Raw genomic sequence first — 12,839 nt, 5'->3', positions numbered from 1 at the left:
CTTCGCAGTCGGATTAATGAGAGAAGGCATGAAGCGAATACGATCCATTCGCCCCACGCCTTCCGCTTTACTTGCCGTTCGCGGCTCTCCACTCATCAAGCTGGCGCTGCGCTTCCACAATAATTTTATCCAGGCCTGCCGCTTTAAACTTCTCATTGGCACGCGGCAAATAAACTTCAGGGTCAACTGTACCGGTCATTAGAGCTGCCCAGTACTCTTCTTTCACGTTTTGTACGGAAGCAATTTCTGTTGTCACTTTCGATGTATCAAAGTTGAAGCCCAACAGCGGGGCTACTGTACCCGCATCATTAAATTTCTTGAATTCTTCCCATTTGTTCGTCGGGTCTGTCGTATTCAAATACGTAATCATCAGATTGCCGAGCGAGAAGGTTGGCATATCGTAGTTTTTCGACTCGTCGAGATTTTCCATGACGGTGTCGCTCACTTTTTTGTAATGCACATCTTCAATACCGGAATCGATCATATTGCGCAGAACAGGGTCCGTATTAAGCAGGTTCAGAAACTCCATCGCTTTTTCTGGGTAAGCGGAGTTAGCGGAAATGGCCTGCATCGAGCCCATAACCGACCAGTTGTAAATGAGCGCATCGCTCGCTGGCGTCGATACAACCGGGTAGCCGTAGCTCGCCGACCACAGATTGTCCGCGAACGGCTGCGAGGTCGCACGGTCTGCAAACCATTTGCCCGTCGTTTGCGCATCTGTCATGGAATCCATTGTTGCGGCTTCCGTCGGAATGTAGCCTGCTTTGTAATATTTGTGCATCGTGCCGAGAATTTGCTTCATCTCTGGCGTGTCGAGCACGTTTACGATTTTGTAATCTGTCGTATCCAGCGCAACCGCCATTGGCAGCTTCTCAATAATGTAGTCGTATTTCACATACGGCATTTGGTTTTTGTCCACCGCAAGTGCGTATACGTCCGGCTCATTTTCTTTAATCGTTTTCAATAGCGGCTCCAGGCTCTCTAGCGTGTATACGCCAGACATGTCCAGGTTGTACTTGTCGAGCAGCTGTTTGTTGAAGCGCCATACCTCTTGTGCTGGCAATTCTTTATTAGCTGGGATACCGTAGTTGTGGCCATCGACCTTGGAGCCTTCTAGGAAAGCCGGGTCCAGTGCGCTAACGATGCCTTGGCCTTTCTCCTTCAACAAATCATCGATTTGCAGGAAAGCGCCTTTTCTTGCATTTTGCACGTAATCGAATGCCCATGACGCTGTAAACATAATGTCAACCGGGTCACCGGATGCTGTCATAACTTGCAGCTTCTGAGCATAATCGCCCCAGTCCACCATGTTCATTTTAATCGTAACGCCAATTTTCTCAGCCGTGTATTTGCTCACTTCGGCCATAACTTTATCTACATCTTTTTGCGGTGTACCAATGGTGTACCAGATGAGCTCAACCGGCTTTTCGGCTGTTCCCACTTCACCGCCGCTTTCGTTTTTACTTCCACAAGCGCCAAGCACAAGCGATGCAACCATCAGCAAGGCAAGCAGAGGCATAAATCTTTTTCTCTTGTTACTCATTTTGTTTCCTCCCCAATCTATGTTCTGTACTCTATGTTTTAAATTAACGGATACGGCAATTTTCATATAGACCACAAACTAAAGGTATGATGTACAAATTAAAGAAAAAAACTACTCCATCCTGCGATTAGAGTAGTCCCTTGTATTCAGTCGGGGAAATTCCGACGTATTTCTTAAATTGTTTGTAGAAATAGCCTGTCTCCCAGTAGCCGACGGTTGCCGCAATTTCCTGCACCTTGAGCTGCGTCTCCTTCAACAGCTGCTGTGCTTTGCCGATGCGGTATTTATTTATATATTCGGTGAAGGTTTCATTCGTCTCCTTCTGGAACAGATGGCCGAGGTAAACCGGATGAATATTATATTGCTGGCTCAGCAGCTTAAGCGACAATGGCTGTGCATAATGCTCATGCACCTCAGTCAGCACCAATTGAATGACCGGGCTTTTCACATCCCTCAGCAGCGATTCCACCGTCAAGGCTGCTGCTTCCTTCACAACCGCCATCAGCCCGTCAATCGAAGCAAGCTGCATAATTTTGGCGAAGCCCGCCTCATACAGCTCCGGTTGATCGGTCTGCTTAATCTCCCTCAGCTCCATCTTAAAGCGAATCATCAGCTCAATGGCCATACTTTGTATAAAAGCGGGCGTAATACCTTCCCTAGCGTGGCAGCGCTCGAACTCCGCCTCAATCGCTTCATGCAGCTTCTCTATTTCCCTCGCTTTAATCAGCCTCGCAAAGGAGGGCCAATCGAGCGGTGCAGCAGCCTCATTTGCCGTCCCTGGCGTCCCTGCCTGCACAAGCAAATCGTAATCCAATATTTCGGGGTCATCATACAGCAGAAAATATTCCTGCGCTTTCTTTGCATTCGCGTAGCTGCGCGGCGCTGCTTCCCCCATTGGCTCGGCGCTTCCGATGGAGAGCCGCATGGCGCTCCTCGTCAGCTTCGGCTGCATGCTGCGCAGCTTTTCTATCGCCTCACGCTTGCCCTCCTCAGGCTCATCGAGCATAAATACGATGACCAAATCGCCATCAATATCGACAAACGGCAGCATCGACGAATCTTGCACAGCCAATCGCTGAGCAGCCTCATAGGCCGGTGATGCCGGCTCATCCGTACGTACTACAGCGGTAACGACATACGGTCGGTCGAGACTTAGCTGCAGCAGCTCCATTCGCTCCTGCAGCTCACTGGGTGCAATGCGTCCTGTCAGCCAGCGGTACAATATATTATCACGCAAAATACGAATATCGTATTCACTGAACAGCCGGTCCGCTTTGCTGGCATTCAGCTTGTCAATCGTGCCCGCGAGCGTTTCCTGCAGCTCGTCGAGATTAATCGGCTTGAGCAAATAGTTTTCAACGCCAAGCCTCAGGCCCTCTTTTATATAATTAAATTCGTTATAGCCGCTTAGGATAATCACTTTCAGGTCTGGGCGGAATTTGCGCGCTTCCCGAATAAGAGTGAGCCCATCCATCGTCGGCATCGAAATATCGGTCAATAATATATCTGCAGGCAAATCCATCAAAGCTGCCAGCGCTTCTTGGCCATTTTCCGCGCTTCCGACGATTTCCAGGCCAAAGGCCGACCAGTCAATAATGTCATATAGTCCATCAATAATGAATGGCTCATCATCCACGATGAATACTCTATACATGCTCTGCCTCCTTGTCATAGGGAAAGGACAGCATGACCGTCGTCCCCTCACCCTCTTTGCTGTCGATATCGAGCCCATATTCGCTTCCATATAGCAATTGCAGCCGCTCATGCACGCTTCTAAGCCCGAAGGAGTCACCTCCAGCCTCCTCTGGCAGTGCCAGCCTTTGCCGGATTTCTTCCAGCTGCTTGCTGCTGATACCGCTGCCGTTATCGGCTATCGTCACCCAAATCCGCTCATCCTTGCGCCGCACGTCCACTTGAACTTCGTTGTCCATGCTGCGGGGCCGCAAGCCATGCACCACATAATTTTCAATTAGCGGCTGGAGCGCCATCCGCATCACCTGTTTGTCGCCAAGCCCTTCCTCACAGCTGATAGCAAAGGAGAGCCTGTCCTTATAGCGGATGCGAAACAGCTCTAAATAAAGGCGCGCCGTTTCCAGCTCATCCTTTAACGTATTGCTCCCCTTGGGCTGCACAAAGCTTTTGAACAGCACCGACAGGCTGTAAATCATCTCTCCCACATCCTTCGCCCCTTGCGAGACGGCCCGCATGCGAATAACCTCCAGCGTATTGTATAGAAAATGCGGATTGACCCGCGCCTGCAAAGCCGCAAGCTCCGTATGCTTCTGCTTGATTTCCGCCTTGTATACCGTGTCGATATGGCGGCTCAGCTCATCGAGCATATCATTAAAGCTTCGCGAAATTTGCCCCAGCTCGTCGCCTCGGTCATCCTGGATGCGCGCGGTCAGCTCGCCGCTTTCCACCTTGCGCATAAAACGAATAATTTTTTTCGTCCGTTTGGCAAAATTGACGACGGCGAGCGTCGGCACCAGCAGCACGACGGCAATGCACAGCGCGCTGATCAGCATAATCATCTGCTTCAGCCCGTGGGCCGCTGCCGCGACCTCCGCCTTCGGCGCTACACCGACGACGATAAAGCCCGCCTGATTTTGCGTCAGCGTCGTGACATAGGACTGCTGCTCCAGCATCGCCGTTCCATAGAGCGTATCCAATTTGTCCATATAGGGATAAACTTGCCCATAATAGGTGTCCGAGGAATCAAACAGCACCTCTCCGGCTGGGTTCAGTACGACGATGTAGCCTTTAAGCTGGCCCTCATAATTTTTCAGCACCTGCGTAATATTTTCCGATTTGAAGTAGACGAGCAATTGGCCTAGCCCCTTAAGCGTCTGCTTGTCATTAATCGGGAGCCGAAAGGCGTACAGCTCAGGATCGGTCTGCTCAATGGCGCGCCGCACCCAAATATTCGGAACGGATACGCGGGTGTCCTCCTGTGCCATCGCATCGGGAATAAAGGAACGTGAGGCGTTGGACGAAATCAGCTTCGTGACATGATTTTTCTTATACACATATAGAAACTGCCGATTCGAGCTGTACAGCAGCAAATTTTCGATATCCGGATCGTCCTCCAGCTTATTGTCAAAATAGTCCAGCCCTTTCGGCAGACTCGTACTCGCTTCATCGACATTTTGATCGAGCCTGAATTTCATATAGTCATCGAACGGGTTTTGCAAAAAATAAGATAAATTCAGCGATAACGGCTCATTGCGGTATACATCCACCATCATGGACTGGACGGAATCATATTTGCGGGTCATATAGCTGTTTACGCTATCCATCGCTTTTTTCTGATTTTCCAGCTCATTGCGAACGATCGATTGCGACATAAAATCATACATAAAATAGGCAAAGGTGACGATTGTGCCCGTCGTAATCAATACGAACAGCAAAATCATTTTCATAAACAGATTATTTCGGACGTATTGATCGTACAGCCGCTGCAGCTTCATGGCAGGCTCCTTTCTTGCGCAGCACTTAGGAGCCTGCACATGCATTATAAGTTATTACTATACTCTGAGTGGCAAGGCATCGACAAGTACTGGGATGCAAAAGGGCATAGATGAATTTACGTAAAACAAAAAGCAGCAGATGCAAGCGATATCCGCTTTCATGCTGCTGCTCTTACAAGACATGCTCTTATTTACAGTACGTAATGCGCGGTCTGATCCGCTATGTATCCCAGGATATCAGGGCCACATTATGAACCGCCCCGCTTTTGCGCTGCACAGCAAAAGTGTCCATTTGATGCGAAATCGCCATTTCCTGCAAAATGTCGCAAATCACCTGTGCGCGGCTGCGTTCCAGCTGCTTTCCGCCATGCATAGCCCGCAGCGGATGGGCAAAAGGCACTCCGATCGACTGTACAAGATAGACGCGCCTGCCGGCAGCATGGCTCATCTGGGCAAGGCTCTCCTTCATGTCGCGAATCCGGTAAAATGCATTGGCGCTGAACAGCACATCACAAGTGAGCCCCGATGCCTCTTCCCACTTCGTTCGTATCGCCTCCGGCACGGCTTGGGCCAAACCAGACTGCTCCCAATTTCTTGCTAGTATTGCATACATCGCCGCCGATGGCTCCACGACGGTAAGCTTGCCGACATGTGGAGCAAGCAGCTGCGTAAATCCGCCCGTTCCAGGCCCCACTTCAATGAGTTCATCGTCGGCCCGCAAGCTTGCGATAACGCTGCCCATCAGTTCCGCCGTATAGGGCGCAAGCGGATTGCGTTCATCATAGACAGGCGCATGCTGCTGCCAGTAGCTTTCCTCCTCGGCATCGCTGCTGACGCGGGAGTCGCTTTGGGCTGCCTGTTCCCAAGCCAGCGTCCAGTAAGCAGCTGGCGTCAAGCCGACTTCGCTGTACCATTTCATCATTTAATACATGCTCCTTTTCTTTTGCAGAGTCTGGCTTAAGCTGTATTACCGCTTGAAGGCTTGAAAAGCATTCACCAGCTGCTGTGTATAAGGATGCTGCGGGCGCTCCATTATACACTCGCTCTCGTCAAGCTCAACGATACGTCCCTCTTTCATAACCCCGATTCGATCGCACATATGCCGCACCAGCTCCAAATCATGCGAAATAAACAAATAAGTCAGCCCAAACTCCTTCCGAATGCGCTGGAGCAGCTGGATGACCTGCGCCTGTACAGAAACGTCAAGCATCGACGTAGGCTCATCCAGTACAAGAAACTTTGGCTCCAGCATCAAGGCTCGAGCAATGACGATTCGCTGTATTTGGCCGCCGCTTACCTGATGGGGATACCGCGTCAGCACCTCCGCCCTCAGCCCGACAACGTCTATTAGCTCAAGTGCCCTTTCCATGGCTGCTGCCTTATTCATTAGTCGATGCAGCAGCACCGGCTCAAGCAGACTATCCAGCAGCGTCCGCCGAGGATTAAGCGCGGAGTGCGGATGCTGAAACATGATTTGCAGCTCCCGGCGCAGCGGCCTCATCTGCTTCATGGAATATCCGCTAATATCGGTTCCTTTATATAAAATACGGCCGCCATCAGCCGAAATCAGCTTTAGCAGCAGCCGCGCAAGCGTCGACTTGCCGCTGCCGCTCTCTCCGACCAGCCCCAGCGACTCGCCTTCAGCAATTTGAAAGGTTGCTGGCTCCACCGCCTGATGACCTCTGCCTGTTAGCCAGTTGCTTCGATATCGTTTGTGCAGCTCAATCATTTCAAGCATAAAGGAAACACCTCGCTTTGTGCTGGGCGGCTGTGTGCTGAGCAGCTATATGCTCGGCGGCTGCTTGTTGCCCCTCAACCGTACCGTCGTCTTCCGGTTCAATTGCCTTATTCGTTATCTCGGTTTGAGCCGTTTTATATAAGCCTGGCTGCTCTGCTTCGCAGCGAGGCATCGCTGAAGCACAGCGATCATAAAACTTGCAGCCAGCAGGCCTATCCGTCAAGCTCGGCGCTGTTCCAGCTATCGGAATCATCCCTCTGCTGGGCATAGATGCGATTAAACCGCGCGTGTAAGGATGCATCGGCTGTGCAAATAGCTTCTTCGCTGGCCCCTGCTCAATGATTTGACCGGCATACATGACGCCCACTTCATCGCAAAGCACCCGCGCTACATCCAGATCATGCGTGATGAGCAGCAGCGCCGCGCCTGTGCGCCGTGCCATATTTGCCAGCATTTCCGTCACCTGGACGCGGATTAGAGCATCGAGCCCTTTCGTCGGCTCATCGGCAATAAGCAATGACGGGCTTCCGGCAAGTCCCATTGCCGCCAGCACACGCTGCTTCATTCCGCCGCTTAGCTGAAAGGGGTAGCGCCGCAGCTGCTGCTCCGCATCCGGCATATTCATCGCATGCAGCAGACCAGCCGCCTCAGCGTTGACCTGCTTGTTCCCCGCTCTCCCGCCATAAGTGCGATTCGCCTCGCGAAGCTGGCTGCCAAGCGTCAGAACTGGATTGAGAGAGCTTGCAGGATTTTGCGGAATGAGGGCGATTTCCCTTCCCCGTATTTGCCTCATTTCTTTTGGGCTCAGCTGCAGCAAATCTCGGCCTTTATACAGGATGCTTCCACTGACGGAAGCATGTGCGGGAAGCAGCCTCACCAGCGACAGACCTAGCACAGACTTGCCGCTGCCCGTCTCGCCAATCAGTCCAAAAATGCGCCCCCGCTTCAGCTCAAGCGTTGCCCCTTCAACCGCCTGCACAAGCCCTTCCCTTGTCTGAAAGGAAGCATTTAGCTGCTTGATTACCATAAGCGTATCGGTCAACATCATTCCTCCTACAGCAGTGAATGCTCTTTCTCCGTCCGTGTATCCAGCTTATCGCGAAGACCATCACCCAGCCAATTGATGCATAGGGATACAGCGGCTATACAGAGTCCAGGTGCGAACATTAGATGTGGATAACTGCGAAAATATGGCCGGGCATCGTTCACCATCACTCCCCAATCTGCCGCTGGCGGCTGCAAGCCTAGACCGAGAAAGCTAAGCGAGGCGATAGATAGAATCACTCGCCCAATCCGAATCGTGAACAATACAATAAGCGGCCCCAATAAATTCGGAAGCATATGCTTGCTGATTATGTACGCATGGCCCGCCCCTAAAGCACGGATGCCTTCCACGTAGCTTTCTTCGCGTATTTTCATAACCTCGCCGCGCACGACCCGGGAAAAATCTGCCCATGAGGTGAAGAGAAGCGCGATAAACAGGCTTTTTACACCGGGACCGAGCGTACCTGCAATAGCCAGCATAAGCGCGAGACCCGGCAGTCCTTGAAAAATGCTAACCACAATTTGTATGGCTTCATCGATCCAACCGCCAGCATAACCGCTTATCGTTCCGAGCAGCAGGCCGACTAGCATTGTAGCGAGCGTAACAGCTACCGCCAGCAAGATCGACACCCTTCCGCCATATAAAATGCGGCTCAGCACATCCCGCCCCAGCGTGTCTGTTCCTAGCCAATGTGCAGCGGATAACGGTGTAAGCCTTTCCGCCATATTAATCTGATTCGGGTCATAGGGAGCAAGCAGCGGTGCCAGCAAGCTGGTAAGCAGAAAGAAGGCAAGCACGCCTGCAGCCAACCTATAGGATATCTTCATCGAAGCTTCCCTCCCAGCCTGATTTGCGGATGAGCAAGCCCATAGCATAAATCCGTTGCCAAATTGAACAGGACGTAAATGAGACCGGTAAATACGACATAGCCCTGAATGACCGGATAATCTCTGCGAAAAATACCGTCCATTGCAAAGCGTCCAATGCCTGGCACCGCGAAAATAACTTCCACGATGACGGAGCCGCCAACAATCGCTCCAAAATAGCTGCCGATGACCGTGAGCAGCGGAATACAAGCATTGCGCAGTGCATGCCGAAGCACAATGAAGCTCTCACGCAGCCCCTTAGCCCGGGCCGTCAGCATATAATCTTTATTCAGCTCCTCCAGCAGCGCCGCACGCGTTAGCCGCATCAATATGGCGCCTGTACCGGAAGCAAGCACCGCGGCTGGCATAAGCAGATGCTTCCATGTCCCATAGCCGCTGGTTGGGAGCAACTGCAGCTTCTCCGACCATAAGGCAATGAGCATGATCGCCAGCCAAAATCCGGGAATGGAAACCAAAATCAGCGCAAGCGCCCTGCCGATATGATCGAACAGCCGATTGCGCCGAATCGCCATGAGCATGCCGCATGGCACGCCAAGCAGAATGGCGAACAATACAGCTAACAAAGATAGGCTTAAGGTTGCAGGAAGGCGGCGCAGCAGCTCGCCGCTAACCGATTCCTTCGTCATATATGACGTTCCCAAATCACCTTGTACCGCCTTTGATAACCAATGTCCATATTGAACGAGCAGCGGATCATTCAGCCCCATCTCTTCGCGTTTCAAAGCAATTTGCTCTTCGGTCGGCTGGCTGAAGCCGTTCATGCTGAGCAGCTCGACAGCCGGATCACCCGGAGAGGCGACGCTTAATGCAAAGGCTATAAACGTAATGCCAATCAGGACGGGAACAGCCGCCGCCAACCTCCGAATGAAATAGGCCATCTTATTGTACCCGCTCCAGTTGCGGCAGCGTTGTACCATACACAAGTGCCCCGTATCCGGTAATTTCTTTGCTGAACGCAATTAAGCTCGCATCATTAAACAGCGGAATCGTCGGCAATTCCTCAGCTGCGATATCCTGCAGCTCGTTATAAATGGCAGCGCGATCATCCATATTCAGCGTCGTCTTCACCTGATTCAACAGCTCATCCACACGGGCATTGCTGTAACCGAGCGTATAGCTTTTATTGCTTGAGCCTTCGCTAGCCATATAATTGTTCAAAATCGAATAAGGATCGCCGTTCGGCAGCCCCTGAATGGCCATAGCCAAATCGAAGTTTCCTTGTGCCTGTGCTTCCTTGTAAGCTGCTCCATCCAATATTTGAATCGTAACGTCCAGCTGCAATTGTTGAAGCACAGCCTGAAGCAGCTCGGCCTGCGCTTTATACGGATAACGGTCAAGCCCATAAGTTGGCACAATTAGCGTAACCGCCTGCCTGTTATCGCCAAGCACCTCATGCGACAGAGCGATTGCCTTTTCCGAATCATGAACGGCAGGGATGTCCTTGTAAAACGGCGAGGTCGAATTTAGAATGTTGGCTGTAGCGGTTGGATAACCCAAAAACAGCTCCTTCACCAGCTGCTCGCGGTCAATAATCAGACTCAGCGCCTGACGCATCTTCAAATCATTAAATGGCGCTTTGGCACCGTTCGGATGCAGGTAGTGGGAAATCGTCGATTTTGCCGTCGATACAGCAAAGCGGTCATCCTTCAGCAGCTCCTCGGCAAGGGCAGGAGGAATAGCTCCCAAATCCATGACGCCCAAAATCTCCCCAGATTTAAGGGCAGCCAGCCTTGTATCAGGGTCCGGTATGACGCGGACGCGGATTTTTTGAGCTTTTGCTTTTTCGCCATAATAGCCGTCGTAAGCTTCTAGCAAAGAATATTGATCCTTCTCATGCTGCACAAGCTTGAAAGGACCTGTTCCTTGCGGCAGGCCGTTGAAATCGCCGTTGTCGTCAAAATTATTCGGGCTGTACATCGGACTTGAGAAGTTGATCATTGAATACAGCAGCGTCGGCTGCGGATTTTCGAAAACAAGCTTAATCGTGCTTTCATCAACCTTCACGACTTCCTGAAGGCTAGGGTATGAATGATTAATGTCCAGCGTATAGAACGGCGAACTCTTCGGGCTCACCTGCTTGTAACGGGCAAAATTTGCAAGCGCCGCGTCCGCGTTGAATGGCGCGCCATCGTGGAACGTCACGCCTTTGCGCAGCATGAAGGTCCATTCCTTGCCATCAGCGGACATTTCCCACGATTCCGCCAGCTTTGGAGCAGGCTTGCCATCCTCAGAAGCAGCAATTAGCGGCTCCCATACGTATAGAATAGTGCTCGTGTAATAAGCATCTTGTGGTCCTGGTGCTAAATCCCGCGGCGCAGCCAGCACGATTTCTTCAGAAGCAGCATCCGCAGCGGCGGAAGGAGCAGCAGACTGCTGCGACAGCCCATTATTGCTGATGGGTTCATTTGAGCCGTTGGCACCACTGCAGCCCATCAGCGCCAGCAGCAAGCAGAGGCTGAATAAAACACCCATTCTTTTTTTATTTCTTGCCGTTTGTGTACGTTTCATCTTTTCTATTTCCTCTCCCTCTAGCAAAATCATCTTCCTGTAAAAATCCGCAAAAAAAAAGACAGCTCTGCCTCCAGTCATAGGAAGGATAGAGCTGCCTGTTATTGTTATTTTCCATCATAGCAAATAAGCATGCGCGCTAACACTTCCCTATTCTCCGTAGGTTACAGCAGTGTTGTCAGAACAGGCAGGTCTCCTGGCTACCGGAAATAATGCTGCTAGCTGCCTTCCCATTCTCGCTAAGCGAGATCAGTGGCCTTGTAGCTTCAGCTAATCCGTAACAGTGGCGGGACCGCGTCGGTTTTGCACCGAACTTCCCTTTTAAGCTCCAGCCGCAGCTGTCGCACCTTATTCCCACAATTTTTCAGTTGTTTGCAAATCTGGTTGATTATATACCAGCCCTTTCATTTAAGCAACCTTTCCCTCCGCTTTCCTTTGTTTATTTTCTGATATAAAATAAAGTAGATAGCATTTCGTAACTGGAGGGAACGACTGATGAAACCACAATTTCAGCCTTTATTTGAACCATTCACTTTCACGAATGGCATGTCTGTACATAATCGTATTGTAATGGCGCCAATGACAACCTGCTCGTCCAATCCGGACGGTACAGTGCCTGATGAGGAGCTCGCCTACTACAGCCGTCGCAGTGCGGGGCCCGGCATCGTCGTTACAGCTTGCGTCTACGTAAGCCGCAACGGCAAAGGCTTCCCGGGCGAATTTGGCGCGGATACCGACGAAATGATCCCAAGCCTCAAGCGTCTGGCCGATGCGATTAAAAGCCGCGGCGCGAAGGCGATTTTGCAAATTTTTCATGGCGGAAGATCCTGCTTCCCTGGCCTAGTGCCGAATGATGATTTGGTGAGCGCCAGCAGCATTGCCCAGCAAGAAGGCGGTATTGTACCACGCGAGCTAACCGAGGAGGAAATCAAAGCGATTATCGCCGACTTTGGCGAAGCGACCCGCCGTGCAATTGAGGCTGGTTTTGACGGCGTAGAAATTCACGGTGCCAACGGCTATCTGCTGCAGCAATTTTATTCCCCGGCTTCCAATGTACGTACCGACGATTGGGGCGGCTCGGTCCATAAACGGATGGCTTTCCCGCTCTACGTCGTTGAAGCCGTTCAGAAAGCCGCAGCTATGGCGCCACAGCCATTTCTGGTGGGCTATCGCTTCTCGCCGGAGGAGCCTGAAGAAGAAGGCTTGACGATGGAGCATTCGTACCATCTGGTTAACGCTCTAATCGAGCAGAAGCTGGATTATTTGCATGTGTCGCTTAATGATTTCTGGTCGAAGCCGCGCAGAGGCGAACAGGATTCACAAAGCCGCATGGCCTGGTTCGTCGAAAAATACAGCGAGCACATTCCATTCATCGGAGTTGGCGGCATCACAACTGCCGAAGAGGCTCTGCAAGCGAAAAACTCCGGCGTGCCGTTCATCGCCCTAGGCCGCGAGCTCATTATCGACCCGGATTGGACGGAGAAAATCAAGCAAGGCAACGAGCAGGATATTGTGACTACGCTGTCCAAGCAGGATCAAGAGCGTCTTGTCATCCCGAATGGCTTGTGGGGAGCCATTACGCATGCGCCAGGCTGGTTTCCGATAACGGAATAATTGCAAAGTCCACCCTATCGATCACAAATAGGCACAA

General features: G+C 51.5%; 10 protein-coding genes and 1 riboswitch. Of the genes, 1 reads left to right on the top strand and 9 read right to left on the bottom strand.

What is annotated here, in order from left to right; translation table 11 throughout:
- Nucleotides 1-67 precede the first annotated feature (67 nt).
- The 9 genes from MHB80_RS10720 to MHB80_RS10680 form a co-directional block, all read right to left on the bottom strand.
- Complete coding sequence (locus tag MHB80_RS10720) at nucleotides 68-1,543, bottom strand: ABC transporter substrate-binding protein (protein ID WP_341282125.1); 1,476 nt, start codon at nucleotides 1,541-1,543, stop codon at nucleotides 68-70.
- A gap of 127 nt (nucleotides 1,544-1,670) precedes the next feature.
- Nucleotides 1,671-3,197 (bottom strand): response regulator transcription factor, encoded by a 1,527-nt coding sequence (locus MHB80_RS10715; RefSeq protein ID WP_341282124.1) that lies wholly within the window; start codon nucleotides 3,195-3,197, stop codon nucleotides 1,671-1,673.
- Complete coding sequence (locus tag MHB80_RS10710) at nucleotides 3,190-5,010, bottom strand: sensor histidine kinase (RefSeq protein WP_341282123.1); 1,821 nt, start codon at nucleotides 5,008-5,010, stop codon at nucleotides 3,190-3,192. Before MHB80_RS10710 ends, MHB80_RS10715 begins: the two co-directional genes overlap by 8 nt.
- 220 nt (nucleotides 5,011-5,230) lie before the next feature.
- Nucleotides 5,231-5,932, bottom strand: a complete 702-nt coding sequence (locus MHB80_RS10705; RefSeq protein WP_341282122.1) for a methyltransferase domain-containing protein — start codon at nucleotides 5,930-5,932, stop codon at nucleotides 5,231-5,233.
- Between the two features lie 45 nt (nucleotides 5,933-5,977).
- Nucleotides 5,978-6,748: an ATP-binding cassette domain-containing protein gene (locus MHB80_RS10700; protein ID WP_341282121.1), complete on the bottom strand. Its 771-nt coding sequence runs from the start codon at nucleotides 6,746-6,748 to the stop codon at nucleotides 5,978-5,980.
- Nucleotides 6,741-7,796, bottom strand: a complete 1,056-nt coding sequence (locus tag MHB80_RS10695) for an ABC transporter ATP-binding protein (RefSeq protein WP_341282120.1) — start codon at nucleotides 7,794-7,796, stop codon at nucleotides 6,741-6,743. The genes MHB80_RS10700 and MHB80_RS10695 overlap by 8 nt, the downstream gene beginning before the upstream one ends.
- 5 nt (nucleotides 7,797-7,801) lie before the next feature.
- A complete protein-coding gene (locus tag MHB80_RS10690; RefSeq protein ID WP_341282119.1) occupies nucleotides 7,802-8,620 on the bottom strand; it encodes an ABC transporter permease in 819 nt (272 codons plus the stop codon).
- Nucleotides 8,617-9,558 (bottom strand): nickel ABC transporter permease, encoded by a 942-nt coding sequence (gene nikB / locus MHB80_RS10685; RefSeq protein WP_341282118.1) that lies wholly within the window; start codon nucleotides 9,556-9,558, stop codon nucleotides 8,617-8,619. The genes MHB80_RS10690 and nikB overlap by 4 nt, the downstream gene beginning before the upstream one ends.
- 1 nt (nucleotide 9,559) lies before the next feature.
- Nucleotides 9,560-11,188, bottom strand: a complete 1,629-nt coding sequence (locus tag MHB80_RS10680; protein WP_341282117.1) for an ABC transporter substrate-binding protein — start codon at nucleotides 11,186-11,188, stop codon at nucleotides 9,560-9,562.
- A gap of 168 nt (nucleotides 11,189-11,356) precedes the next feature.
- Nucleotides 11,357-11,554, bottom strand: a riboswitch (cobalamin riboswitch).
- Nucleotides 11,555-11,683: 129 nt separating this feature from the next.
- Between MHB80_RS10680 and MHB80_RS10675 the strand changes: the two genes are divergently transcribed.
- Nucleotides 11,684-12,802 (top strand): NADH-dependent flavin oxidoreductase, encoded by a 1,119-nt coding sequence (locus tag MHB80_RS10675; RefSeq protein WP_341282116.1) that lies wholly within the window; start codon nucleotides 11,684-11,686, stop codon nucleotides 12,800-12,802.
- Nucleotides 12,803-12,839 lie beyond the last annotated feature (37 nt).

Origin of the sequence: Paenibacillus sp. FSL H8-0537 (genome assembly GCF_038051995.1) — a bacterium.
GTDB lineage: Bacteria > Bacillota > Bacilli > Paenibacillales > Paenibacillaceae > Pristimantibacillus.
This window is presented reverse-complemented; position numbering and strand designations above follow the sequence as displayed.

Bases quoted from the DNA above. Each gene is read 5' to 3' on its own strand.
- MHB80_RS10720 (WP_341282125.1), bottom strand. From the start codon at position 1,543: ATGAGTAACAAGAGAAAAAGATTTATGCCTCTGCTTGCCTTGCTGATG.
- MHB80_RS10710 (WP_341282123.1), bottom strand. From the start codon at position 5,010: ATGAAGCTGCAGCGGCTGTACGATCAATACGTCCGAAATAATCTGTTT.
- MHB80_RS10695 (WP_341282120.1), bottom strand. From the start codon at position 7,796: ATGATGTTGACCGATACGCTTATGGTAATCAAGCAGCTAAATGCTTCC.
- MHB80_RS10690 (WP_341282119.1), bottom strand. From the start codon at position 8,620: ATGAAGATATCCTATAGGTTGGCTGCAGGCGTGCTTGCCTTCTTTCTG.
- MHB80_RS10715 (WP_341282124.1), bottom strand. From the start codon at position 3,197: ATGTATAGAGTATTCATCGTGGATGATGAGCCATTCATTATTGATGGA.
- MHB80_RS10700 (WP_341282121.1), bottom strand. From the start codon at position 6,748: ATGCTTGAAATGATTGAGCTGCACAAACGATATCGAAGCAACTGGCTA.
- nikB (WP_341282118.1), bottom strand. From the start codon at position 9,558: ATGGCCTATTTCATTCGGAGGTTGGCGGCGGCTGTTCCCGTCCTGATT.
- MHB80_RS10705 (WP_341282122.1), bottom strand. From the start codon at position 5,932: ATGATGAAATGGTACAGCGAAGTCGGCTTGACGCCAGCTGCTTACTGG.
- MHB80_RS10680 (WP_341282117.1), bottom strand. From the start codon at position 11,188: ATGAAACGTACACAAACGGCAAGAAATAAAAAAAGAATGGGTGTTTTA.
- MHB80_RS10675 (WP_341282116.1), top strand. From the start codon at position 11,684: ATGAAACCACAATTTCAGCCTTTATTTGAACCATTCACTTTCACGAAT.